Origin of the sequence: Bradyrhizobium sp. HKCCYLS3070, from assembly GCF_051167575.1 — a bacterium.
GTDB lineage: Bacteria > Pseudomonadota > Alphaproteobacteria > Rhizobiales > Xanthobacteraceae > Bradyrhizobium.
The window spans coordinates 584,052-607,642 of the sequence record NZ_JBNPTI010000002.1 but is presented as its reverse complement, the minus strand read 5'-3'; the positions used below and the strand labels follow the sequence as shown (position 1 = coordinate 607,642).

Sequence of the window (23,591 nt, the reverse complement as noted above, 5' to 3'; positions counted from 1 at the left end):
CATGGCCTGGCGCCGTCCCGGCCATCCACGTCCGGCGGCATCCCGGGAAGCACGTGGATGCCCGGCTCGAGCCCGGGCATGACGGCGGAGAGCGGAGCGACCGCGTCAACATGATCAGCTACTCCAACAGCTCTTCGCGTCTAGAGCAGCTTCGCCCCAAAATTCTGCTCCGGGTCCATATCCGCGACCAGGCGCCCCGTCGGCTTCGCAGCCTCGCCGCCGCTGCGGGCGAGGAACTGGCCGGAGCCGGGCGCGGCCGACAGTCTGCCGTTGTCAATGATGACGCGGCCGCGCGACAGCACGGTCACCGGCCAGCCCTGCACGCTGCGCCCCGCAAACGGCGTGTAGCCGGCGAGGTCGTGCATGGCGGCATCGCTGATCGTGACGTGCTTGTCCGGATCCCACAGCGCGATGTCGGCATCGGCGCCGATCGCGATCGCGCCCTTCCTCGGATGCAGATTGTAGATCTTGGCCGGCGCCGTCGCCGTGAGCTCGACGAACTTGTTGAGGCCGAGCCGGCCCTTTGACACCATCGCATCGAACAGCAGCGGCAGCCGCAGCTCCAGGCCCGGCAGGCCGTTGGCGATCTGCTTGAAGTTGGGGTTGGAGCCGGCGCGCAGCTTGCCGGTCTCGTCGAAGCGATACGGCGCGTGATCGGAGGAGATGGTCTGCAAATCGCCGAGCGACAGCGCCTGCCACAGCGCCTCCTGGTCGGGCGCGCGGCGCGGCGGCGGGCTGCACATCCACTTCGCGCCCTCGATGCCGGGCTTGTCGAGATCCTCGGCCGTCATGAACAGGTATTGCGGACAGGTCTCCGCGAACACCTTCAGCCCCTGCCCGCGCGCATCGCGGATCACCTTGGCGCCTTCCGCGGTCGAGACGTGGAAGATCATGATCGGCTGATCGACGAGGGCGGCCATGCCGATCAGGCGGTTGAACGCCTCGGCCTCGGAGAACCGCGCGTGGCTGATGGCGTGGTATTTCGGCGCGGTGTAGCCGCGCGACAGCAACCGCTTCACCATCCAGGAGATGATGCCATGGTTCTCGGCGTGCGCGCACAGCATGGCGCCGCCCTCGCGCGCGGCGACGAGAATGTCGAGCAGCGGCTCGTCGTCGATCTTGAGCCGGTCGTAGGTCATGAAGATCTTGATCGAGCCGTGGCCCTGGCGGATCAGCGCCGGCAGGTCGCGCTCCAGCGTCTCCCTGGTCGGATCGGCGACGATCATGTGGAACGCGTAGTCGATCACGGCACCCTTGCGCGCCAGCGCGTGATAGTCCTCGACCACCTGCGGCAACTGCATGCCGACATGCTGGGCCGCGAAGGAGATCACGGACGTGGTGCCACCGAACGCGGCCGACCTGGTGGCGCTCTCGAACGTGTCGGCGTTGACGATCCCTGCCGCCGAGAGCTGCTCGATATGGCAATGGCTGTCGACGCCGCCGGGCAGCACATATTTGCCGCGCGCGTAGATCTCGCGCTTCGCCGGGCCGAGGCCGCGGCCGATCGCCGCGATGGTCTCGCCTGTGATGGCGACATCGGCCTCGAACGTATCGGTGGTGGTGGCGACGCGCCCGCCTCGGATGATCAGGTCATAGGCCAGCTCGGTCATCGCGATCTCCTAGTTCTGCCAGATGGAACGCCGTGGACGCGAGGTGACCGCATCGGCCCCATTGCGTCAGCCGTGGCATAGTGGTTGCCTGTCACGCGCCGTCAACACTGAAGAAGCAGGTAGCTCCCATGTCCCGCCCGCGCATCACCGTGATCAATCCGAACTCCAACCAGGTGGTCACCGACGGCTTGGCGGCGGCGCTCAAGCCGCTGATGTTCGCCGACGGACCGGAGATCGTCTGCGAGACCTTGAAGGAAGGTCCCTACGGCATCGAGAGCCAGAAGGATGCCGACAGCGTCACCCTGCCGCTGCGGCGTTTCGTCGAGGGCGACAACGCATCCAGCGCGTTCGTGATCGCCTGCTACAGCGACCCTGGCCTGCACGTCTGCCGCGAGGCCACGGCACGGCCGGTGCTCGGCATCGCCGAATGCGGCGTGCTCACTGCACTGACTCGCGCCGATACGTTCGGCGTGCTCGCCATCGCGCAGCGCTCGATCCGCCGCCACATCCGCTATCTCCGCCAGATGGGCTTGATGGATCGGTTGGCCGCGGAGCGCCCGCTGGACATGACCGTGGCGGAGACGGCGTCAGGCGAAGGTACTTTGGCGAAGATGATTGCTGTCGGCCGCGCGCTGAAGGAGGAGGACGGCGCCGGTGCCATCGTCATGGGCTGCGCCGGCATGGCACGGCATCGCAAGAACCTGGAGGACGCGCTGGGAATTCCGGTGATCGATCCGACCCAGGCCGCAGTGACCATGGCGCTCGGCGCGGTGGCGTTTGCGGGGTGAGTGGTTCGCACATCCGTCGTTTGCCCCTGCACGGACCTGCCCGGCCGGCCATCTCACACTCCGCTGTCGTCCCGGCCTTGAGCCGGGACCCATAGCCGCCGGCCGACGTGAGGCAGGCAACTGTCAGCTCCGTTCCTCGATAGCTTCCGCGGTATGGGTCCCGGCGTTCGCCGGGACGACACTGTTTGTGTAGCGGCGCTGGTGCCTGACAATGCAACTGCTGATCAGCGTGGTCAGGCCCACTCTCTCTCCTGCCTCACTCCGGCGGCACCGCGCCCGTGCGGCTGGTGATCAGCCCGTAATGCTCGATCCGCCGATGCCTTGCGAAATCGAAGATCGTCTGCTTGCCGAACCGCGTCGCATCGAGATCGCAGGGTGCGACCAGCACCTCGTCGCCTTCCGTCACCGCCTCCGCGACGATCTCGCCGTCGGGATTGACGATCAGGCTGCCACCGATCAGGTGATGACCGTCCTCGACGCCGGCCTTCGCGACCGCGACGACCCAACACGAGTTGTGATAGGCGCCGGCCTGCGCGGAGAGCCGGTTGTGGAACAGGCGCTGCTGCAGTCCCTCGGCCGATTTCAATGAGTTCACCGACGGCGTGTTATAGCCGATCAGCACCAGCTCGACGTCCTGCAGCCCCATGACGCGATAGGTCTCCGGCCAACGGCGATCGTTGCAGATCGCCATGCCGATAATGCCATCGAGACTGCGCCAGACGGGAAAGCCGAGATCGCCCGGCTCAAAATAGCGCTTCTCCAGATGCTGGTGGCTGCGCTCCGGCTCGAACTCCTCGTGGCCGGGCAGATGCACCTTGCGATACTTGCCGACGACGTTGCCGGCGCGGTCGGTGAGAACTGCCGTGTTGTAGTGGTGCCCGTCCGGTGTCAGCTCGGCATAGCCGAGATACATGGCCATCTGATGCTGCGCGGCGCGATCGAACAGCGGCTGCACGGCCGCATTGGGCATCTCGCGCTCGAACCAGCTGTCGACTTCGGCCTGATCCTCCATGTACCAGCGTGGAAAAAACGTGGTCAGCGCCAGCTCCGGGTAGACGATCAGGTCGGCGTCCTTGCGCTTGGCCTCGTCCATCAGTGCGATCATGCGCGCGACGACCGCCTCGTGGCTGTCAGCGCGCTGAATCGGTCCCATCTGGGCGGCGGCGACGTTGATCACGCGCATTGCAGAACTCCTATCCGGACTCCGACGTCATTGCGAGCGAAGCGAAGCAATCCAGGGCTACACGAGGACTCTGGATTGCCTCGTCGCTTCGCTCCTCGCAATGACGAATGTGGCGACAGCGTCATGCAACACCCCTCATCGTTTCACCCCGGCCGGTACAGCACCGGCCGCGTCCGCGAGAACGACGGCCGGCCGCGCTTGAGGCCCCAGAGCGGCTGCGCCAGGGTCGCCACGGCCTCGGTCGGCGTCGCCGCATCGATGCAGACGAGATCGGCCGGCGCGCCGACCTCGATGCCGTAGTCATCGAGCCGCATCAGCCGCGCCGCGTCGTGCGTGACCATGTCGAGACACCCCGCAAGATGATCCGGCCGCGAGACGTGGCAGACGTTGGCGTAGAGGTTCGCCATCCGGATCAGCGAGCCGTCGCCATACGGCGTGAACGGGTTCAGCACGTTGTTGGTCGAGAGCGAGCAGGTCACCCCCGCAGCGCGCAGCGGCTCCAGCGGGACCACGCCGCGCGGAATCGCATGATCGTGGCGGCGTCCCATCAGATGCAGGTCGGTCGAGGGCAGCACGGTGACTGCGACGCCGGCATTGGCGAGCTGCGTTGCGATCGCGTCGAAACGCTCCGGCGGCAGCAGCGACAGCTGCGTGACGTGGCCGACCGCGACGCGTCCGCCCCAGCCGTATTCCTCCGTCTTGCGGCAGACATATTCGATCTGCATGTGATCGAGCGTCTCGGCAAGATCGAGATGCATGTCGATGTCGACGTCGCGGTCACGCGCGATCGCGAAGATGCGGTCGATCTGCGCCGGCGGGTCGGTGTCGAAATACGGGGCGGCGCCGATGGTGCGTGCGCCGCGGCGCAGGCCCTCGATCAAGAGCTCCTCGGTGCCCGGATAGTTGGTGAGCCCTTCCTGCGGAAACACGCAGATCTCGAGGTCGAGCGCCCAGGCATAGTCGCGCGCGAGCTGCTGGATCGCCTCGAAGCCGATGAAGCCGATGCCGGGATCGAGCTCGACATGGGTGCGCATCCGCATCGTGCCGTGGCTGACGCAGCGTTCAACGGTCCGCTTCGCCCTGTCATAGACATCGTCGGCCGTGAAGTTGCGCTTGGCGGCCGCAGTCTCGCGCACCGCCTCTGCCACGGTCCCTTCCCTGATCGTGCAGCGGTCGAGGATGCAGGTCTTGTCGAGATGGATGTGCGTCTCGATGAAGCCGGGCACGACGAGGCAGTTCTCGGCATCGCGCTGTTCGCCGTCGGCCTGCAATGACGGCGCGATCGCCACGATGGTGCCGTCGGAAATTCCGATATCGGCCCGGCGCAGCTCACTGTGCTGCGCCAGCACCGCATTGCGAATGATCAGGTCCATGCCGCCGTTGCCGTCGAGAATTCCAGATGCGCGCCAAGCTGGCGGCGCCGCCTGCAAAAGGCAAGCGCCATGCCAGGGCCTGACGCCGCGGGACCGCCGACCGGGATCCGAAACCATTCGTTTACAAATAACCGGCCACCCGGGACCACTTGTTTGGCGGGGAAAAACTGCTATATTGGTGCATGGAAAACGTGAACGCGTTCTGCTCAGGCCCGTCGTCAAGGCGGGCCGTTGCCGTTTTGGGGGTGGCTGTCCGATGACTCGCTCCAACCGTACGGATCACATCCGCCTGACCTCGCACCCGGTGCCAGGCGCCAAGCATAATTTCCCGCTCCACTGGGGCGCCGAAAGCGCACGCGAGCGCGGACCCGTGATCGGCACGGTATCACGTCCGCAGGACCGCAACGTGATCGGCAGCCATGGCGGTTCCTACACGGTCTACCGCGCGCTCGCGGTATCATCTGGTGCGCTCGACCCGATCCGCCGCCCCGATCTCACCAACACCCATCCCGCCGCCACGATCGGCCCGTTCGCGCAGTGGCGAGAGCCGGCGAAGATCGTCGCACTCGATCCCTGGGGTCATCTGGTGGCCGAGAATTTCGGCGGCGAGATCGCGGAAGGAATCGATATCCGGCCGACGATCGCCGTGACCAAGGCGCGGATCGAGCTTCCTGAGTTGCATGCGGCGCTCGCGGCCAAGCGCCTCGTTCATGACGGCGACGTCGTGCATGCCAATGGCAGCGTCTCCGTGGTGAAGATCGCGATCGACCCGGTGTGGTACCTGCCCGGCGTGGCCGCGCGCTTCGGCACCAGCGAGACCAGTCTACGCCGCGGCCTGTTCGAGCAGACCGGCGGCATGTATCCGGAGCTGGTGACCCGGCCCGACCTGCAGGTATTCCTGCCGCCGATCGGCGGCACCACGGTCTATCTGTTCGGCGACGTCGACAAGCTCAATGACAGCCGGACGAAGATCACATGTCGCGTGCATGACGAGTGCAACGGCTCCGACGTGTTCGGCTCCGACATCTGCACCTGTCGCCCGTATCTGATCCACGGTATCGAAGAATGCGTTGCGGCCGGGCAGAACGGCGGCCTCGGCATCATCGTCTACAACCGCAAGGAAGGCCGCGCGCTCGGCGAAGTGACGAAGTTCCTGGTCTACAATGCGCGCAAGCGCCAGGAGGACGGCGACGCCGCGGCGGCCTATTTCGAGCGCACCGAATGCGTCGCCGGCGTGCAGGATGCGCGCTTCCAGCAGTTGATGCCCGACGTCATCCACTGGCTCGGCGTCAAACGCATCGACCGCTTCATCTCGATGAGCGACATGAAGCATGACGCGCTGGTGGGCCAGGGTGTCGACATCGTCGAGCGCGTGCCGATCCCCGACGAGCTGATCCCGGCGGATGCCCATGTCGAGATCGCGGCCAAGAAGGCCGCCGGCTATTTCTCGCTGGAGCCGCAGAAGCCCGAGGCGCTCGGCGACACCGTCGGCCGACCGCTCGAAAAGTACTAGCGCAGCGGCTGATCATGACCGACGTTTCATATCTCCTGTCCGCCCGCGCAGTGCGCGAGCGGGCGCATCAGCTGCTTGCGCTCGGTCTCGCCGACAAGCTGCCGCACTTCCGCATCGACCTCGCAAAGCTCGATGCGATTGCCGACCTCGTGCTCGACGTGACCCGCAGGGCCTATCCCGGTGGCGAGGTGCCGTTCCACTCGCGCTGGCGGCATTTCGTGGTCGGCGGTGTCGATCGCTGGGCCGCGATCGCCGACAATGTGAATTGGCCGGATGCGGCTTCACGGGCGCGCGCCGAGTTCGATCTCGCCATCACCAGCGTGCTGCTCGACGCCGGCGCCGGCGCGGCGTGGCGCTATCAGGATGCCGTGACCGGCGCGCGCATCGGCCGCTCCGAAGGGCTGGCACTGGCGAGCCTCGACATGTTCGCACGCGGTGCGTTTTCGGCCGATGCAAGCCATCCGCTGCGGGCCGACGCCGCGAAGCTGCAGCACATCATCGTCGCCGATCTCGAACGCGGCTTCCAGGTGAGCGCCGACAATCCGCTGGTCGGACTCGAAGGCCGCGTTGCGCTGCTGCGCCGGCTAGGCGAGGTCACGGCTGCAAAGCCGGATATCTTCGGTCGGAAAGATACCCCACGTCCCGGCGGTCTGTTCGATCAGCTCGCCGCCGGTGCGACCGGCGGCCACCTCCAGGCCGCTGACATTCTGCAGCAAGTGCTGCTGCAGCTCGGCCCGATCTGGCCGTCGCGGCTGACGCTGCAAGGCATCGCGCTCGGCGACTGCTGGCGCCATGCTTCCCTGGTCACCGATGACGCGACCAGCGGTCTCGTCCCATTGCACAAGCTGTCGCAATGGCTGAGCTATTCGCTGATCGAACCGCTGCAGCGCGCCGGCCTCGTGGTCGAGAACATCGACGGCCTTACGGGACTCGCCGAATACCGCAATGGCGGCCTGTTCGTCGACGGCGGCGTGCTGGTGCTGCGCGATCCCGCCGATGCCGCGCGGGCGCATGCCGTTGATTCCCCGCTGGTGGTGGAATGGCGCGCGCTGACCGTCGCCCTGCTCGATCGCCTGGCCGCGCTGATCCGCCAGCGCACCGGCCAGACGGCGGAACAGCTGCCCTTGGCGCGCATCCTCGAAGGCGGCAGCTGGGCCGCCGGCCGCAAGCTCGCCTTCGAACGCCGTCCCGACGGCTCGCCGCCGCTGACCATCCTCAGCGACGGCACGGTGTTTTAAGAGGTGTTTGGTAGCCTTGCTTCATAACAGCCGACGTCATTGCGAGCGAAGCGACTTGTCCGCCATAGCCCGAAGGGCGACGGCGGAAGCAATCCAGGGCCCGGAAGAAAGTCTGGATTGCTTCGTCGCTTCGCGCCTCGCAATGATGCGATTCATAAGTTGCGCGTAGGGTGGGCAAGGCGCAGCGTGCCCACCATTCCAAGCTGAGCTAGTATCAGGTGGACACGGCGCTTCGCGCCTTTGCCCACCCTACGCTTTGGAGATGAAAGCCATGGAAGGCGTCACGGTCGTCGATCATCCGCTGGTGCAGCACAAGCTGACCTTGATCCGCGACAAGTCGATCTCGACCAAGTCGTTCCGCGAGCTCCTCAAGGAGATCGGCATGCTCCTGTGCTACGAGGTCACGCGCGACCTGCCGCTCACGGAGGTCGAGATCGAGACGCCGCTGGCGCGAATGCAGTCGGCCAAGATCGCCGGCAAGAAGCTGGTGTTCGTGCCGGTGCTACGCGCCGGCGTCACCTTCGTCGACGGCATGCTCGATCTGGTGCCGACCGCGCGCGTCGCCCATATCGGCCTGTACCGCGAGCCGCAGACCTTCACCGCGGTCGAGTACTTCTTCAAGGCGCCGTCCGACCTGCAGGAGCGCCTGGCCGTCGTCGTCACGCCGGTGCTCGCGACCGGCAACAGCGCAGTCGCCGCGGTCGACCGGCTCAAGGAGCGCGGCGCCAAGGATATCCGCATGGTCTGCATGATCGCGGCGCCCGAGGGCGTCGAGCGCGTCCGCGGCCTGCATCCCGATGTCGCACTGTGGACCGCCGCGATCGACGACGGCCTCGACGACGACGCCTTCATCGTTCCCGGCCTCGGCGACGCCGGCGACCGCGCCTACGGCACGCGGTAGCAGCATTCAGCCGGCGAATGCGGCCTCTGCCTCCGGCAGCGCCCAGATCCTCTCGATCGCGGCAGTCCCTGCGGCGGTGATGGCAGCCTCGTCACCGTGGAGATAGCGGCCGTCGTGGATCAGCAGCCGGCCGTCGATCATCACCTGGTCGATGTTGGCGCGGTTCGCGAGCGCGATCAGGCCGCGGCGCGGGTCGTGTAGCGGCTGAAGATGTGGATGCGTCATGTCGACGACGGTGAGGTCGGCGGTCGCGCCGGGCGCGATGACGCCGAGATCGTCGCGCTTGATCATGGCGGCGGCCGTCGTGGTGACGGCGTCGATCAGTTCCGGCGCGCTCGCCGTCTCGGCGCTTCCCAGCGCGATCTTCGAGATCATCGACGCCGCGTTGAGCTCGCCGAGCAGATCCATGTTGTAGCCGTCGGTGCCGACCGCGGTGCGGACGCCATGCGCGGCGAAGCGGCCGAAGGCGGCGGTGACCCCGGCGCGCGCGAACACGCGCGGGCAGTTCAGCACGCCGGCACCACGCGCCGCCATCAGCGCAAGGTCCGCATCGGTCGATGCGTGGCAATGCGCCGCCAGCAGATCGGGGCCAAGCAGGCCGAGCCAGTCGAGATATTCGGCCGGGGTGCGGCCGCCATGGCGCTGCGCGATCGTCGCGACCTCGCCCGCGCTCTGCGCCATGTGCGTGGTGATGGGAACGCCGAGCTCGCGCGCCCGGCTGGCAGCCGCGCGCAGCAGATCCGGTCCGCAGGTATCGGTCGCGTGCGGGCTCATCGCGAGGCGAATGCGGCCGTCGCCCTGGCCGTGCCAGCGCTGATAGAGCGCATTCCAGACCGCCATGTCGGCCTCGCCGTCATCGCCGGCGTAAGTCACGACGCCGGAGGCATCCGCCTTGGCATCTGATGTCGAGAACAGATAGGGCGCGCCATAGAAGCGCAGGCCCATCTCGAGAGCCGCATCGAACAGCTCCGGGATCGTGTTGCGGAACGGCTCCATCACCGTGGTGGCGCCGCCCTTCAGGAGCTGCAACACCCCCATGCGGCCGATCGCCAGCCGCTCCTCCACCGAAAGGATCTCGGCCCCGCGCTTGGACAGCGGCAGAAGCACGGTGTAGACGATGCTCTTGTTGTTGCGCCGGCCGTTGCCGTCCTCGGTGAGCGTGCGTGCGATCGCCTCGCTGAAGATGTGGTTGTGCAGGTTCAACAGGCCCGGCAGCACGAAGCGACCCGGACGATCGAACACCTCGTCCGCCGCCGGCCGATCACGCGTCACGGCCGCGATGCGCCTGCCCTCGACCAGCACCCAGTGATCGCGCAGGACGTCCTGCGCGCCGTCCTTGCGCGTCAGCACGTAGCTGCCGAAGATCGCCGTCGTACTCATGCGTCCTTCGCTTCCGCCGCCTCATGGCGCTGGTAGTTCGCCGCGATCTCGGCTCCGGTCGTGATCCACACGTCCCGGCACGATTTGGCGTAGGTCAGGAACTCGCGCAGCAGCCGGAAGCGCATCGGCCGGCCCGAGACCTGCGGATGCAGCACGGTCGTCACCATCGCGCCCCAATCGCGGACTTCGTCCAGCTCATCCTTCCACATCGACAGCACGTGCTCTTTCGGAAAGATCGAGCGCGGCGAGAACCGCGCCGACAGGCCGTGCATCCAGTCGTCATAGCTCGCGGTCACCGGGATTTCGATCGTGCCCGGCGAGCCGGAGGCCAAGCGATGGCGATAGGGCCTGACGTCATCGCGGAACGAGGAGGTGTAGACGATCCCCTGGCGCACCAGCGCTGTCAGCAGCTCCTCGCAGAACTCGCCGAACGGCGCGCGGTAGCCGATCGGCCGGATTCCGAGCCGGCGCTGGATCGCCTCGAAGCCGCGCTCGATCTCCTCGACGATGAAGGGATCGCCGGGATCCGGCAGCAGATGGTGATAGCCGTGATGGCCGATCTCGTGGCCCGCCTTCAGCACCGCTTCCGCCATCGCCGGATGCGCATCGACCGCCCATCCCGTGATGAAGAACGTCGCCTTGAGATCGAGCTCGGCGAGCAGCTCGAGCAGCTTCGGCGTGCCGACGCGCGCCTCGAAACCGCCGAAGCTCATCGTGACCAGACGCGCCGCATGCGCGGGATCCTTCGAGGTCCAGGCGCTCTCGGCGTCGATGTCGAACGACAGGAACATCGCCGCTCTGTGCGGCGCAGGCCATGGATAGTCCGGCGCCGGCGGCGCGGTGTTGGCGGGAACGACCGGGATTCCCGCGAGCGCCCTACTGTCCAGCATTGATCAGCACCTTCTCGATTCCATTGTCGCTCAGCTTCCACTTCGCCAGCAGCGCCTTGTAGCTGCCGTCGGCAATCAGGCCCTCCAGCGCGGCGCGCAGCGCCTCGCGCAGTTCGTCCGCCTTCACCGGCGTCGCCAGCCCCGTATATTGGTACGCGATGGGCGTGCCGACCGGCACGTAAGTGTTCGGCTCGAGATCCATGATGTAGGGCAAGGTCTCGTTGCCCTGCACGGCGGCGTCGATGCGGCCCTGCTTGAGCTGCGTGCGGGCGTCGGCCGAGCCCTCGGTGCCGACGAACTCGATTCCGCTCGCGCCGCAGTTCTTCTCGCTCCAGGCGGCGATGTCCTTCGGGAACATCGTGCGCCTGGAGGCGCCGACCTTCTTGCCGCACAGCGCCGTCGGCTCCTTGAACTCGCTGGCGCGCGAAGCCTGCACGAAGAATCGCGGACCGCTGCGCAGGTAGTCGATGAAGGTCGCGGTATCCTGCCGGCTCTTGTAGTCGGTCATGCCGGTCAGGATGATGTCGAAACGCTGCGTGGCGAGGCCCGGCATCAGCTGGTCGAAGCTGGTCTCCTGCCACACCGCGTTGACGCCGAGCTTCTTGGCCAGCGCCTCGCCGAGCTCGACGTCGAAGCCGGTCAGGGTCGCGGTGGCCGGATCCTTGAACTCCATCGGCGGATAGTTCGGCACCACCGCGATGCGCAGGCCGTTCTGCTTGATATCGGCCGGCAGCTCGGCGGCGAGAGCCGCGCCCGCCACGGCCGCGCTCATGAGCCCAGCCAACACGATCGACTTCAATTCCATCACCTCACCCCACTTCAGCTGCCAGAAATGCCTTGGTCCTCGCCTCGCGCGGCGCACGCAGCACCTCGCCGGCCGGACCACTCTCCACGATCACGCCCTGGTCCATATAGACAACCCGGTCGGCGACCTCGCGCGCGAAGCCGAGCTCATGCGTGACGACCAGCATGGTCATGCCGGACCTCGCCAGCTCCTTCATCACACCGAGCACCTCGCCGACCAGCTCCGGGTCGAGCGCCGAGGTCGGCTCGTCGAACAGCACCAGCCGCGGCTTCATTGCGAGCGCGCGTGCGATCGCCACGCGCTGCTGCTGACCGCCGGACAGTTGCGCCGGATAGGACTGCGCCTTGTCGGCGAGGCCGACCCGGCGCAGCAGCGACAAGGCCTCGTCCTTCGCCTCGGCAAGCCTGCGCCTCTGCACCTGCACCGGCCCCTCGATCACGTTCTCCAGCGCCGTCATGTGCGGGAACAGGTTGAAGCGCTGAAACACCATGCCGCAGGCGAGGCGTTGCCGCGCGATCTCGCGCTCCGACAGCCGATGCAGCCGGCCGGCCGTCTCGCGGAAGCCGAGCAGTGCGCCGTCGAGCCAGATGCCGCCGCTGTCCGCCGTGGCCAGCTGGTTGACGCAACGGAGCAGTGTGGTCTTGCCGGAGCCGGATTGCCCGATCAGGCACACCACTTCGCCCTCGAAGACATCGAGCGAGACCTGCTTGAGCGCCTGGAATTCGCCGAAGCGCTTGCTGACCTGACGGATGGCGACGAGCGGCGTCATCAGCGACCCCGCGCGATGCCACGGGCAAAACGGTGTTCGAGCAGCATCTGCAGCGGCGTCAGCACCGAGACCACGAGCAGATACCAGAGGCCGGCGACGATCAGGAGCTCGATGACGCGCGAATTGGCGTAGTAGATGTTCTCGGCCGAGTGCAGCACCTCCGGATACTGGATCACGCTGGCGAGCGAGGTCGCCTTGACCAGGCCAATGAACTCGTTGCCGAGCGGCGGGATCACCACCCGCATCGCCTGCGGCAGGATGATCCGGCGCAGCGCCTGCAGCCGTCCCATGCCGATCGCCTGCGCCGCCTCGTATTGCCCGATGTCGACCGACAGCAGCCCGGCTCGCATCACCTCCGAGGTGTAGGCGCCCTGGTTGATGCCGAGCCCGAGCAGCGCGGCCAGGAACGGCGTCATCACGTCGACGGCGCGCGCGCTCCACAGGCCGGGAATGCCGATGGTCGGAAACACCAGCGCGAGGTTGAACCACAACAACAACTGGAGGATCAGCGGCGTACCGCGAAACAGCCAAGTGTAGCCGGCGGCGACCGACCGCAGCACCGGATTGGGCGACAGCCGCATGATCGCGACGACCACGCCGAGCGCGATGCCCAGCGCCATCGCCGCGACCGCCATGACCATGGTGTTGACGATGCCGCGCAGGATCACCGGCGCGGTCAGGAAGCGTTCGACGTAAGACCATTCGATCTGGCCTCTGGCGAAGGCGCGGCCGATCGCCAGCAGGATCACGGCAATGACGGCAGCCGTAAGCCAGCGGCCCCAATGCGCCTTGCGCGCGATCCTGTGCGCCGACAGGTCGGGAAAGCCATCGGCCAGTACGTCGGCGCGGCTCATTGCGGCGCCGCGTTGAGCATCGGCTCGCGCACCGCATTGGCGCCGAGACCCCATTTGTCGAGAATGGCCTTGTAGCTGCCGTCGGCGATCATCGCCTTGAGCTGTTCGGTCACGACCTCGCGAAAGCCTGCATCGTCCTTGCGGAACATGATGCCCTGGTAGCCGAAGACGATGGGCTCACCGACGATGCGATACTTGCCGGCCTCCTGCGACTGCGCATAGGGCAAGGTCTCGCTGCCCTGCACGGCGGCATCGATGCGGCTCTGCTTGAGCTGATTGCGGACATCGATCGAGTTCTCCCCCGGCACATATTGCGCGGCAGGCTTGCCTGCGGCCTCACAATTGGCCTTGCTCCATTTCTCGATCTCCTGCGGGAAGCTCGTCGAGCGCGTGGTGCCGATCTTCCGGCCGCACAGATCGGTCGCGACCTTGGCATCGCTCTCCGCCAGCACGAAGAACTGCGGGCCGGTGACGAGATAGTCGACGAAGTCGGCGGTCTCGCGCCGCGAGGCACGGTCGGAGATGCCCGAGATGATGAAGTCGGCGCGCCGGGTCTGCAGCGAGGGAATGAGTTCGGCGAACGGCGTCTCGCTCCACACGATCTTGACGCCGAACCGCTTCGCCAGTTCGTTGGCGAGATCGATGTCGAGCCCCTTCAGCTCGTTGGTGGCGGGGTCGTGATATTCCATCGGCGCGTAGGTCGAGTTGACCGTGAGCTTGAGCACGCCAGCCTGCTTGATCTCAGCGGGCAGCTCCGCGGCCCCCGCCGGAGCAAGCGAGGCGAGGATGACGAAACCTGCGAACAACGAACGGCGCATCCTGCAACTCCCCACGTGAACGGCTAATCGACCACGACCGGCTCGACGGCGCCGGCGCGCTCGGTGATGAGCCTGTACTGATCCGGCCGGCGATGCGCCGCGAAGTTGAACATCTTGTCCTTGCCCTGGCGGCACAGATCGAGGTCGATGTCGGCGACGACGACCTCGTCAGCGAGCGTCTTCGCCCGCGCCACGATGCAGCCATTGGGATCGACGATGCAGGAGCCGCCGATCAGCCCGCTGCCGTCCTCGTCGCCCGCCTTTGCGACCGCGATCGCCCACGTCGCATTCATATAGGCGTTGGCCTGCGCCACCAGGGTCGAATGGAAGGTACGCAGCGAGGCATCCTCGGTGTTGCCGCCATTCGGATCGTAGGCTGCGGAATTGTAGCCGACGCAGACCAGCTCGACGCCCTGCAGCCCGAGCACCCGCCACGATTCCGGCCAGCGCCGGTCGTTGCAGATCATCATGCCCATGATGGCGCCGCCCCACTCGCGGCCGGCGCGCACGGCCGGAAAGCCGAGATCGCCATAGCCGAAATAGCGCTTCTCCAGCTGCTGATACTTGGCACTCGGGCGCGGCTCGACGGAGCCGGGCAGATGCACCTTGCGATATTTGCTGATGATCTCGCCGTCGGGATCGACAAGGATGGAGCTGTTGAAGCGGCGTCCGTCCGGTGTCAGCTCGGCATAGCCGACATAGAAGCCGACGCGAAGCGCCCGCGCCCGGTCGAACAGCGCGGCAACGGACGGGTTCGGCATCGCGCGCTCGAAATAGCTGTCGAGCTCATCGCCTTCGAGGATCCAACGCGGGAAGAAGGTCGTGAATGCGAGTTCCGGAAACACCACCAGCTTGGCGCCCTGGGCGGCCGCCTGTTCCAGGAGCCCGATCATGCGCGACAGCGTGTGCCCGCGGCTGTCGGCGCGCTGGGTCGGCCCCATCTGGGCGGCGGCCGCGCGGAAGATACGGCTCAAAACTCTGCCTCCGATCTGTGCGTCATGCCTTTCCAGCAGGCGGCATCACCGCCCTCTGCGACGCGCAAGAGAAGCATCAATGAAGCGAAACCGGCGCAGGAATTGCAACCAGTCGGGACGACCTCGGTCTATGATATTTTGGCCGAGACCATCACCCGGGCTAATAGGGCGACCATGCCATGAACCTGCGCCAGTTGGAGATCCTGCGGGCGGTCATCCGCCACCACACCACGGTCGCTGCCGCCGAGGAGCTCGCGCTGTCGCAGCCTGCGATCAGCAATGCGCTGAAGGCGATGGAGGCGCAGGCCGGCTTCACGCTGTTCGAGCGCGTCAACAACCGGCTGTTCCCGACACCCGAGGCGATGACGCTCTATGAGGAGAGCGAGGCGATCTTCACCCTGCACGCCCGGCTGGAAAACCGCGTGCGTGACCTGCGCGAGCAGAAGACGGGTCATCTGTCGATCGTCGCCACGCCGCCGCTCGCCTACAGCATCATCCCGCCGACCTTGCCAGGCTTCCTGCGGCGCCGGCCGCAGACGCGGATGTTCTTCGACGTGCGCCGCTACGAAGGCATCATCGAGGGCGTGCTCGGCAACGTCGCCGAGCTCGGCTTCGCGCTCGGACTGTCCGATCATCCCGGGATCGCCCATGAGGTCGTGCATACCGGGGAGATGGTGTGCGTGATGCCGGCCCGGCATCCGCTTGCCGAATGCGACGTGATTTCAGCGCGGGATCTCGCCGGCTTCCCGCTGATCGGCCTTGAACGCGGCACGCGCCTCGGCGAAGCGGTGCGCGAGAGCTTCCGGCAAGCCGATGCCGACTTCCAGCCGACCGTCGAAGTGCGTTACTGCAACACGGCCTGCGTGCTGGCTTCGACCGGCGTCGGCGTCGCCGTGGTCGATCCATTCTCGCCGCGCCAGGGCGGGCATGATCTCGTGGTACGGCCGTTCACGCCGAGCACCAAAGTCTCGGCCTATGTGCTGTGGTCGGAGGCACGGCCGCTGTCGAACCTGGCGAAGACGTTTCGCAGCGAGGTGCGAAACGCGAGCCGCAGTCTTGCGGACGGCCTCGACGCGATCGGAGCTCCGAGCCTCGCCGCTTCCGCGCAGCGCGGCTGAGCTTGCCGATCGGCATGCGTCCATCAACCCCGTGGACGTATCGTTTGCGGCCCATCATCCGAAACGCCCGCCTGCGACGGGCTTCTCGGGATGATGCTCCGCGTCACTGTCGTCTTGCGGCTGGCGGCGGAATTGGTGCAGTGGACCATGGCTCGCCCGCCCGCAATCGCGCCGCCAGCGCCGCCGCGCAGCCGGCGAGCAGCTTCTCGCCCTTTGCAGCAGATGCCTTGCGCGCATCGCCTGCGACGCCGGAGGTGGTGATGTCGGCGAACGATCTGAACATTTTCAGCGACGGGACCAGCGAGCCCATGATGTCGAAGCTCGGCCCAAAGGCAGCGTCGAGCCCCGCCGCGTCGACGAGGCCGGGATGAGCCGCCATCATCATCGAGGTCTCGGCTTCGCAGGCATGCATCACGCCCGCCTGATCCTCGAGGACCTTGGCCATGGTCTCCCGCCCTTCCATGAAATAGGTCGTCGTCGCGATCGGCGCGTTGAGCTCGCGCGTCAGTTCGCCGGTGAGGGTGGCCAGCGCCTGGATGTTGCCGCCATGGCCGTTGACGATCACGATGCGGCGGAAGCCGGCATTCAGAATCGAGCGGCACAGGTCTCTGAGCACGGCGTGGTAGGTGGAGAGACCGAGGGTGAAGGTGCCACCGAACGGAACGTGATGGTCGGCGAGCCCGCACCAAACGGTCGGCGCGACCACGATGGGATGGTCTGGAGTCAGCTCCAGCGCGGTGCGACGGCAGACCTCACTGCACAGGAAGTCGTCAACTCCCGTCGGCAGATGCGGGCCGTGCTGCTCGGTCGAGGCCACCGGCAACAGCACGATCGCGTCTCGGGCCGCGAGCGCGCGAAGCGCTGCGGCGGAAAGTCTGTTCCAGGCGGTTTCGGTCATGATGGCTGCTCGCATGGTCGGAGATGAGGCAGATTGGCTCATATCACGCAGCCACCGCAACAGCCCATCCCGGCGTATCGGGCGCGCAGGCCGACAGTCGCCTGCGTGCACCTCAGACCGCACGCCCCTGCGCGATACTGCGCCCTCTCCCACAGGGGCGAGGACGCGGCGACCGACACCGCACCCTCCGCTACATCAGGAGCATGCTCTCCATGCACTCAAACATCGACAGCGATTGCGGCCTCGACGAGGTGCAACGGCCGTGCGTTCTCACGGCACCACGGCCCCCGCGCGGCAGGCCGGTCTCACGCCCGCGTCAGTTCGATGTCGTGGGTCTGCTTCGTCTCCGCGTCGTACACCCTGATCTGCAACATCGGAAACCGGCGCTTGAGGTCATGCGCGCCGTTGTGTGCGCCATCCTTGGTCTTGAATTCGGTCTTGATCTGACCATCGACCACGACGGCATAGCCGGTCAGCGGAAGGTCGTTGCCGGATTTGTCTTGAGCAGGCTTGTTGTGAACAGACTTCTCTTGGGCAGACTTGAGCATTGCGAGCCGACGTCGATTCGTGAGTTGAAAGGGGTGTCGAGCGCGCGATCTCTCCGCCTCGGACGACTCCGATGTAAGGTGAGTCTGTCGCGACGAGCAAGCGAAGACGTGTTCTTCACAAGCAGGGCGATTACGGGTTCAACCTGACGGCGCAGCGCCGGCCCGCGATGATCTCGGGATGTTCAGCGCGAACGAGTCGCGCAAGTTCCGGACTTGCAACGCGAACGTTCCGGTCGCTCGCCATCATGCGCGCCACCGCGAACGAGGAGCGCCGTGGTCGCGCGTCTCTCAGCGCCCGCAGCGCCCACCTCGCGCCGCCCCCCAAGGCAGCAGCCCGATCCCAACTTGGATGCGCTCTGCGACTGAGCACGGGTAGACGCAAAATCCCGAGGCCATCGGACGAACGAATCAGCATGACCGCCATGCGCGAATTGCCCGTCGTGCCAGTCTGCCGCAGATAAACAGCTTGCCCCGTCGGGCAAATCAGGACGACATTTCCGCGCATCCCGCCTCATGAAGAGGGGCGTGTCGCGAACGTCACGAGACGTGGAGTGCGGGATGCGATGGACGCGACGTGTCGCAGCGGGTGTCATGCCTGCGGACGAACGGCAAGGCGCGGACGGCGAAGTCGCATGGTCCTGGCGCCGCGACGCTGGCGTCAAGCTCGTGACGAGGTTTCAGCCTCGCGCGGGTGACGGTGGCAAGACAGCCCGTTCACCGGGGAGAATGCGTATAAGCCGTAACACTATCGCGCAGGGAAGGCCGGGATGTCTCAGCCGAACCTGTGGTTCCTGCCCCGTGCATTCTTTCCGCACGGGGGCCATGGGGGCGGCGAGCTCCCGGCCTTCCCTGCGCCCTCTCACTTGAAGAGGGCTCCGTCAAGCAAGACTCGGGCGCGATAGGCGCCGCGAGATCGCGACGTGCTGATTTGTAGACGTTCTGTTTGTCGATGGCTGTTTGTCAGAGTGAACTGCTGACCATTGTCACGTGCCGCGCACGGGACCACGACGATCCCCGTAAGATGACGGATGGGCTTGCCGACCGCTGGTGCCGCTGCGGCAGCAAGGGATCGTAAACGACTGCGCGGGACGTTGACCCGCCATTTACCTCACGGTCCAACCACGACATCGTGATTTGATGCAGGTCAACATGACCGACCCGAACGCACCACCTACTGACAAGGCGTTCAAGCGAATCAGGCCTTGCCGTTACCTTGTTCGGCGTCCCTCGAACGGTCCTGTGCACTTGTCATCATGGAGAACCACATGAGCGAGACCGGCGTGACCGCCCTGGATCACACCGTCCAGGAAACCAACATCTGGCTGAAGGCCATCGAGCAACGCCTCGCGCTGGCGAGCCGGCAGCAGGCCTACAATGCACTGCGTGCCGTGCTGCATGTGCTGCGCGACCGTATGCCGATGGCCGTCGCCGTGAATTTCGGCGCCCAGTTGCCGATGCTCATTCGCGGGATCTACTACGAGGGCTGGCACCACGCGGCAACCCCGACCAAGGACCGCCATCTCGAATATTTCGTCGATGACATCTTCCGCCAACTGCCGCCGCAATTCCCGGTCGATCCGCTCACGGCTGCGCGCGGCATCTTCGAAATTCTCTGGGAGAAGCTCGATCCCGGCGAGTTCGACAAGCTGATGGGCCACCTGCCGGTGCCGCTGCGCAATCTGCGCGAGCCGGCGACCTGAGGGCCGGACCCCTTCGATCAGCTGACCGGTATCGGTCGTCGGTACGGCGGCAGTGCGCCTCTCGCCTTCAATGCGCGAGCTGCCGGTACAGCGCCGGCAGCGCGGCGGGCAGTCGCCTGATGTTGCCGACGATGGCGTAGCCGCCGCGGCCGAACAGGGTGGGAAAATACGACTGCGCCGACGCATCGATGGTCACGCCGAACACCGCGACGCCGCCGCGCCGCGCTTCCTGCACCGCCTTGCGCGTGTCCTCGATCGCGAACCGTCCCTCATAGTGATCGACGTCGTTCGGCTTGCCGTCGGTCAGCACCAGCAGCAGGCGCTTGCGCTCGGATCGCTCGGCGAGCTGGCTGGCGGCATGACGCACCGCCGTGCCGATACGCGTATAGTAGCCGGGCCTGAGCGCGCCGATGCGGCGCTCGACCCGCCCGCTCATCGGCTCGTCGAATGCCTTCACGGTCTCCAGGCGGACCCATGAGTTGCGCCGCGAGGTGAAGGTGAGAATGCTGTGGCTGTCGCCGCAGGCCGACAGCCCATGCGCCAGCACCAGCAGCGCCTCCTTCTCGACGTCGAGAACGCGCACGCCGTCGATCCACGCATCGGTCGATAGGGACACGTCGACCAGGAGAGTCACCGCGAGATCATGCGCGAGCGGGCGCATCGCCAGATGCACGCGATCAAGTCCGCCATGGCCGGCATTGAGATCGCTGCGCGCGCGCACCAGCGCGTCGATGTCGAGGTCGTGGCCGTCGGCCTGCGCGCGCATCACCTCATGACGCGGCCGCAAGGTCTCGAACCTGCGCCGCACGCTGCGGATGCGCCGGCGCATCGCATCGTCCGGAGACCACGCCTCGCCCGCCTCGGCGGCATCGCCGGTCACGACGCGACAATGGTCCGGCAGATAGGCGCCGCTGCGATAATTCCACTCGGGATACAGCCGGCCGCTGTCGAGCCGGGCCGTGTCCACCGCCTCGGGCGGCAGGTCGAGATCGAACTTCAGCTTGCTCGCCGGACGCCCCTTGCGCCTGGCGATCGCGAGCTCATCAAGATCGTCGGCAGCCTTGCGGGCGTCGTCATCGTCGGTATCGTCGGACGGACGATCGACATTGACCATCTCCGCCATCGCCAGGATCTTCTCGAAGCGGTTGAGGATGAATGGATCGCGCTTGGCCGTGTCGTCGCGCTCGCGCCGTGCGAAGCGCTTGCGGGTGTCGGGTGCCCCCTCCTGCTCTGCGGGCGTCTGCGTCTCGTCGTCCTCGCGCGCCGCGGCAACGGCATCGCGGCTCCAGCAATCGCCCCACAGCGGACACGGCAGCATCGGCCGATAGCCGGGCGGGGCGGCCTCCGGCAACGCGCCGCCAGCGATGACCGCATTCCACAGCGCGCCCTTGGGCGGCGCGCCGGCGCCGAGCAGGGCCATGACGATGTGCTCGACCTGCTGCTCGAGCCGAGGCAGCGGCCGCCGCGGCCGCGCCGCAGCCAGCGCTTCGGCGAGTTGCGCATGCGGACACGCCAGTCCAGGGAAGCGCGCCAGCACCAGCGAGGTCGTCTCACAGGCCCGGCGCAGCGCCAGCAGATCATGCCGCAGCGGATCGCGCTCCGTGATCGGCTCGACCGCCATGGTCGCGAACCACGCCGCGAGCCAGTGATAGAGCTGCGCATTGAGCGCGCGCCCCGGCAGCAGCGCGATGGTCTCCGGCAGGAACACGGTGGCGCCATCGCGCCCGGCCTGATCGAGGCATTCGTCCCCGAGGCCAATGCGCTGGCGCCAGCCGAGCCGATGGCCCGATTTGCGCGCCTTGGCTCCGGCGACCTGCACGCCGCTCTCGCCGCCCAGCGCGCGGAACATCACGGCGATGCGGCCGCTGATCTCGTTCAGGGCGACGGCCTGATCCGGATGGACCGGATAGCTCGAGGTCGTGCCGACCAGGCGATGCCAGGCGCGGCCGACGGTCTCCTCCAGTTCGAGGAAGTCGAGCATGGCTCACCCGATCACGGCATGCGCGACCTCGCGCAACGCGGCCTTGACGTCGGCGTCGTCGGTGAGCGGCTCGATCATCGCGGCGAGCACGGCGTCCGCGATGGATGCTCCGGCAGCGACGAGCGTCGCGCAATAGACCAGGAGCCGCGTCGAGACGCCCTCCTCCAAGTCATGGCCTTGCAGCGCGCGCAGCCGATGCGCGAGCGCCACCAGCGGCCGAACGCGCTCCGGCGCCAGCCCGCTCTCGGCGGCAACCACCGCGATCTCCTGCTCGGCGGGCAGGAAGCCGAATTCGATGGCGATGAAGCGCTGCCGTGTCGATGGCTTCAGCGCCTTGTGCAGCGACTGATAACCCGGATTGTAGGACACCACCAGCATGAAGCCGTCGGGCGCGAGCAGCTCCTCGCCGGTGCGCTCCAGCGGAAGAATGCGGCGGTCGTCGGTGAGAGGATGCAGCACGACGGTCACATCCTTCCGCGCCTCGACGACCTCGTCGAGATAGCAGATGCCGCCCTCGCGCACCGCGCGGGTCAGCGGGCCGTCGGTCCACACGGTGTCACCGCCCTTGAGCAGATATCGCCCGGTGAGGTCGGCGGCGGTGAGGTCGTCGTGACAGGCGACCGTGTGCAGCGGCAGGCCCAGTCGCGCCGCCATGTGCGCGACGAAGCGGGTCTTGCCGCAGCCGGTCGGCCCCTTCAGCAGCACCGGTAGGCGATGTCGGAACGCATGCTCGAACAGCGCGCATTCATTGCCGGTCGGCGTGTACGAGGGGAACGACAGGACGGTATCGATCGCGTGCAGCGCGGGCTTCATGATCACTCTCCGAATCGGGGGATGCAGGCGGCGGCATCGAAGCCGCCGCCTGCGGGGTTTTACTCCGCCGGCTGCAGGGCGCCGGGGATGATCGCCTGCTTGGCGCGGCCGGGCACCAGCACGGCCCAGACGAACATCAGCGCCGCGATCGCCACGAACACACCGGAGCCGAGCCGAACCCAGTAGAACATCGCGAGCTGGTCCTGCACGTCCATGTAGCTCTGGCCGAGCACGCGCTGCAGATGCACCTGGATGATGCCGGCGAAGGTCAGCGCAAAGGTCATCGTCATCATCGCCGTGCACATGATCCAGAAGCTCGCCATCGAGAGCCACTGATTATACGGCGCACGCTGGCGCAGCTGCGGCACCGCATAGGCCATGACCGCGAGGTTGAGCATCACATAGGCGCCGAAGAAGGCGAGATGGCCGTGCGCGGCGGTCACCTGGGTGCCGTGGGTGTAGTAGTTCACGCTGGACAGCGTGTGCAGGAAGCCCCACACGCCGGCGCCGAGGAACGCCATGACGGAGCAGCCGACCGACCACAGCAGCGCGGCGCGATTCGGATGCTTGCGTCCCGCCTTGAGCGTCATCTGCACCGTGAAGATCACCATGGTGAAGAACGGCGCGACCTCGAGCGTTGAGAACAGCGAGCCGATCCACTGCCAATAGCCGGGCGCGCCGATCCAGTAGAAATGATGGCCGGTGCCGAGGATGCCAGAGAACAGCGCCAGGCCAATGATGACGTAGAGCCACTTCTCCACCACCTCGCGGTCGATGCCGTTGAGCTTGATCATCAGGAAGGCCAGGATCGAGGCCATGATCAACTCCCAGACGCCCTCCACCCAGAGATGGACGATGTACCACCAGTACATCTTGTCGACGGCGAGATTTGCCGGATTGTAGAACGCGAACAGGAAGAAGATCGCGACGCCCCACAGACCGAACAGCAGGATGTTGGTCACCGTCGTCTTGCGACCCTTCAGGGCGGTCATCGTGACGTTGAACAGGAACATCAGGCAGACGACGACGATGCCGACCTTGATGATGAAGGGCTGCTCGAGGAACTCACGGCCCTCATGGTAGTGGAAGAGATAGCCGACGACGGCCGCACCCGCGGCGCCGAAGAACATCCAGAACTGGATCTTGGCGAGCAGCGGGCTGTAGAGCTCGGTCTCGGTCTCCTCGGGCAGCAGGAAGTAGGTGGCGCCCATGAAGCCGATCAGCGACCACACGATCAGCGCGTTGGTGTGGATCATGCGGACGATGTTGAAGGGAAGCAGGACCGACAGCGTGTTCGGCAGCACGTAGATGGTGCCGGCGAGCAGGCCGAAGATGACCTGGGCGAGGAAGAGCGTCAGCGCGCCGTAGAAATACAGCATCGCGACCTTCTGGGTCTCATATCTCATCGCGGATCTCTCTCATGACGGGGACGGGATG

General features: G+C 66.5%; 21 protein-coding genes. 6 read left to right on the top strand and 15 right to left on the bottom strand.

The genetic code is table 11. The annotated features are described in order from the left end of the window. Positions 1-140: 140 nt before the first annotated feature. Entirely contained in the window at positions 141-1,610 is a 1,470-nt protein-coding gene (hydA, locus tag ACQR03_RS11435) for a dihydropyrimidinase (protein ID WP_434841263.1), read from the bottom strand. 128 nt (positions 1,611-1,738) lie between these two features. Between hydA and ACQR03_RS11430 the strand changes: the two genes are divergently transcribed. After that, a complete protein-coding gene (locus ACQR03_RS11430; protein WP_316193118.1) occupies positions 1,739-2,398 on the top strand; it encodes an aspartate/glutamate racemase family protein in 660 nt (219 codons plus the stop codon). Positions 2,399-2,654: 256 nt separating this feature from the next. On the opposite strand, the gene ACQR03_RS11425 is transcribed toward ACQR03_RS11430, so the two are convergent. Both ACQR03_RS11425 and ACQR03_RS11420 read right to left on the bottom strand, forming a co-directional pair. After that, positions 2,655-3,581: an N-carbamoyl-D-amino-acid hydrolase gene (locus ACQR03_RS11425; RefSeq protein WP_434841264.1), complete on the bottom strand. Its 927-nt coding sequence runs from the start codon at positions 3,579-3,581 to the stop codon at positions 2,655-2,657. Between the two features lie 143 nt (positions 3,582-3,724). Beyond that, positions 3,725-4,954, bottom strand: a complete 1,230-nt coding sequence (locus ACQR03_RS11420) for an amidohydrolase family protein (protein WP_434841265.1) — start codon at positions 4,952-4,954, stop codon at positions 3,725-3,727. A gap of 256 nt (positions 4,955-5,210) precedes the next feature. Between ACQR03_RS11420 and ACQR03_RS11415 the strand changes: the two genes are divergently transcribed. The 3 genes from ACQR03_RS11415 (at position 5,211) to upp (ending at position 8,606) form a co-directional block, all read left to right on the top strand. Continuing rightward, positions 5,211-6,467, top strand: a complete 1,257-nt coding sequence (locus ACQR03_RS11415) for a GTP cyclohydrolase II (protein WP_315717746.1) — start codon at positions 5,211-5,213, stop codon at positions 6,465-6,467. A gap of 14 nt (positions 6,468-6,481) precedes the next feature. Further along, entirely contained in the window at positions 6,482-7,705 is a 1,224-nt protein-coding gene (locus tag ACQR03_RS11410) for a URC4/urg3 family protein (RefSeq protein WP_434841266.1), read from the top strand. A 271-nt stretch (positions 7,706-7,976) separates the two neighbouring features. Then, positions 7,977-8,606 (top strand): uracil phosphoribosyltransferase, encoded by a 630-nt coding sequence (upp, locus tag ACQR03_RS11405; RefSeq protein ID WP_315827065.1) that lies wholly within the window; start codon positions 7,977-7,979, stop codon positions 8,604-8,606. 6 nt (positions 8,607-8,612) lie between these two features. On the opposite strand, the gene ACQR03_RS11400 is transcribed toward upp, so the two are convergent. The 7 genes from ACQR03_RS11400 to ACQR03_RS11370 are packed head-to-tail and all read right to left on the bottom strand — an operon-like array spanning position 8,613 to position 15,096. Continuing rightward, positions 8,613-9,986, bottom strand: a complete 1,374-nt coding sequence (locus tag ACQR03_RS11400) for an amidohydrolase family protein (RefSeq protein WP_434841267.1) — start codon at positions 9,984-9,986, stop codon at positions 8,613-8,615. Then, positions 9,983-10,876: a polysaccharide deacetylase family protein gene (locus ACQR03_RS11395; RefSeq protein ID WP_434841268.1), complete on the bottom strand. Its 894-nt coding sequence runs from the start codon at positions 10,874-10,876 to the stop codon at positions 9,983-9,985. Before ACQR03_RS11395 ends, ACQR03_RS11400 begins: the two co-directional genes overlap by 4 nt. Next, positions 10,863-11,681: an ABC transporter substrate-binding protein gene (locus ACQR03_RS11390; protein WP_434841269.1), complete on the bottom strand. Its 819-nt coding sequence runs from the start codon at positions 11,679-11,681 to the stop codon at positions 10,863-10,865. The genes ACQR03_RS11395 and ACQR03_RS11390 overlap by 14 nt, the downstream gene beginning before the upstream one ends. 4 nt (positions 11,682-11,685) lie before the next feature. Beyond that, entirely contained in the window at positions 11,686-12,453 is a 768-nt protein-coding gene (locus tag ACQR03_RS11385) for an amino acid ABC transporter ATP-binding protein (protein WP_315750447.1), read from the bottom strand. Further along, the gene (locus tag ACQR03_RS11380) at positions 12,450-13,304 is read right to left on the bottom strand and encodes an amino acid ABC transporter permease (protein WP_434841270.1); all 855 of its coding nucleotides are present in this window, start codon (positions 13,302-13,304) and stop codon (positions 12,450-12,452) included. Before ACQR03_RS11380 ends, ACQR03_RS11385 begins: the two co-directional genes overlap by 4 nt. Beyond that, positions 13,301-14,122 (bottom strand): ABC transporter substrate-binding protein, encoded by an 822-nt coding sequence (locus ACQR03_RS11375; protein WP_434841271.1) that lies wholly within the window; start codon positions 14,120-14,122, stop codon positions 13,301-13,303. Before ACQR03_RS11375 ends, ACQR03_RS11380 begins: the two co-directional genes overlap by 4 nt. Positions 14,123-14,145: 23 nt before the next feature. Continuing rightward, positions 14,146-15,096, bottom strand: a complete 951-nt coding sequence (locus tag ACQR03_RS11370) for an N-carbamoyl-D-amino-acid hydrolase (RefSeq protein ID WP_315717753.1) — start codon at positions 15,094-15,096, stop codon at positions 14,146-14,148. Between the two features lie 179 nt (positions 15,097-15,275). On the opposite strand from ACQR03_RS11370, the gene ACQR03_RS11365 reads away from it, so the two are divergent. Next, positions 15,276-16,214, top strand: a complete 939-nt coding sequence (locus tag ACQR03_RS11365) for a LysR family transcriptional regulator (RefSeq protein ID WP_434841272.1) — start codon at positions 15,276-15,278, stop codon at positions 16,212-16,214. 103 nt (positions 16,215-16,317) lie between these two features. On the opposite strand, the gene ACQR03_RS11360 is transcribed toward ACQR03_RS11365, so the two are convergent. Together ACQR03_RS11360 and ACQR03_RS11355 are read right to left on the bottom strand one after the other, a co-directional pair. Then, the gene (locus tag ACQR03_RS11360) at positions 16,318-17,112 is read right to left on the bottom strand and encodes a creatininase family protein (protein ID WP_316171724.1); all 795 of its coding nucleotides are present in this window, start codon (positions 17,110-17,112) and stop codon (positions 16,318-16,320) included. A 305-nt stretch (positions 17,113-17,417) separates the two neighbouring features. Beyond that, positions 17,418-17,660 (bottom strand): hypothetical protein, encoded by a 243-nt coding sequence (locus tag ACQR03_RS11355; RefSeq protein WP_315717756.1) that lies wholly within the window; start codon positions 17,658-17,660, stop codon positions 17,418-17,420. Positions 17,661-18,925: 1,265 nt separating this feature from the next. Between ACQR03_RS11355 and ACQR03_RS11350 the strand changes: the two genes are divergently transcribed. Continuing rightward, positions 18,926-19,360 carry a DUF2267 domain-containing protein gene (locus ACQR03_RS11350; protein ID WP_315750299.1) on the top strand — a complete coding sequence of 145 codons (435 nt, stop codon included), beginning with the start codon at positions 18,926-18,928 and terminating at the stop codon, positions 19,358-19,360. A gap of 67 nt (positions 19,361-19,427) precedes the next feature. On the opposite strand, the gene ACQR03_RS11345 is transcribed toward ACQR03_RS11350, so the two are convergent. The 3 genes from ACQR03_RS11345 to ACQR03_RS11335 are packed head-to-tail and all read right to left on the bottom strand — an operon-like array spanning position 19,428 to position 23,560. Further along, positions 19,428-21,341, bottom strand: coding sequence for a nitric oxide reductase activation protein NorD (locus ACQR03_RS11345; protein ID WP_315750298.1), 1,914 nt, complete (start codon positions 21,339-21,341; stop codon positions 19,428-19,430). 3 nt (positions 21,342-21,344) lie between these two features. Then, entirely contained in the window at positions 21,345-22,154 is an 810-nt protein-coding gene (locus ACQR03_RS11340; RefSeq protein ID WP_315717759.1) for a CbbQ/NirQ/NorQ/GpvN family protein, read from the bottom strand. 59 nt (positions 22,155-22,213) lie between these two features. Then, positions 22,214-23,560: a cbb3-type cytochrome c oxidase subunit I gene (locus ACQR03_RS11335; RefSeq protein ID WP_315717760.1), complete on the bottom strand. Its 1,347-nt coding sequence runs from the start codon at positions 23,558-23,560 to the stop codon at positions 22,214-22,216. Positions 23,561-23,591: the final 31 nt, after the last annotated feature.

Coding starts and splice junctions, on each gene's coding strand:
- hydA (WP_434841263.1), bottom strand. CDS start 1,610: ATGACCGAGCTGGCCTATGACCTGATCATCCGAGGCGGGCGCGTCGCC.
- ACQR03_RS11430 (WP_316193118.1), top strand. CDS start 1,739: ATGTCCCGCCCGCGCATCACCGTGATCAATCCGAACTCCAACCAGGTG.
- ACQR03_RS11425 (WP_434841264.1), bottom strand. CDS start 3,581: ATGCGCGTGATCAACGTCGCCGCCGCCCAGATGGGACCGATTCAGCGC.
- ACQR03_RS11420 (WP_434841265.1), bottom strand. CDS start 4,954: ATGGACCTGATCATTCGCAATGCGGTGCTGGCGCAGCACAGTGAGCTG.
- ACQR03_RS11415 (WP_315717746.1), top strand. CDS start 5,211: ATGACTCGCTCCAACCGTACGGATCACATCCGCCTGACCTCGCACCCG.
- ACQR03_RS11410 (WP_434841266.1), top strand. CDS start 6,482: ATGACCGACGTTTCATATCTCCTGTCCGCCCGCGCAGTGCGCGAGCGG.
- upp (WP_315827065.1), top strand. CDS start 7,977: ATGGAAGGCGTCACGGTCGTCGATCATCCGCTGGTGCAGCACAAGCTG.
- ACQR03_RS11400 (WP_434841267.1), bottom strand. CDS start 9,986: ATGAGTACGACGGCGATCTTCGGCAGCTACGTGCTGACGCGCAAGGAC.
- ACQR03_RS11395 (WP_434841268.1), bottom strand. CDS start 10,876: ATGCTGGACAGTAGGGCGCTCGCGGGAATCCCGGTCGTTCCCGCCAAC.
- ACQR03_RS11390 (WP_434841269.1), bottom strand. CDS start 11,681: ATGGAATTGAAGTCGATCGTGTTGGCTGGGCTCATGAGCGCGGCCGTG.
- ACQR03_RS11380 (WP_434841270.1), bottom strand. CDS start 13,304: ATGAGCCGCGCCGACGTACTGGCCGATGGCTTTCCCGACCTGTCGGCG.
- ACQR03_RS11375 (WP_434841271.1), bottom strand. CDS start 14,122: ATGCGCCGTTCGTTGTTCGCAGGTTTCGTCATCCTCGCCTCGCTTGCT.
- ACQR03_RS11365 (WP_434841272.1), top strand. CDS start 15,276: ATGAACCTGCGCCAGTTGGAGATCCTGCGGGCGGTCATCCGCCACCAC.
- ACQR03_RS11360 (WP_316171724.1), bottom strand. CDS start 17,112: ATGACCGAAACCGCCTGGAACAGACTTTCCGCCGCAGCGCTTCGCGCG.
- ACQR03_RS11355 (WP_315717756.1), bottom strand. CDS start 17,660: ATGCTCAAGTCTGCCCAAGAGAAGTCTGTTCACAACAAGCCTGCTCAA.
- ACQR03_RS11350 (WP_315750299.1), top strand. CDS start 18,926: ATGAGCGAGACCGGCGTGACCGCCCTGGATCACACCGTCCAGGAAACC.
- ACQR03_RS11345 (WP_315750298.1), bottom strand. CDS start 21,341: ATGCTCGACTTCCTCGAACTGGAGGAGACCGTCGGCCGCGCCTGGCAT.
- ACQR03_RS11340 (WP_315717759.1), bottom strand. CDS start 22,154: ATGAAGCCCGCGCTGCACGCGATCGATACCGTCCTGTCGTTCCCCTCG.
- ACQR03_RS11335 (WP_315717760.1), bottom strand. CDS start 23,560: ATGAGATATGAGACCCAGAAGGTCGCGATGCTGTATTTCTACGGCGCG.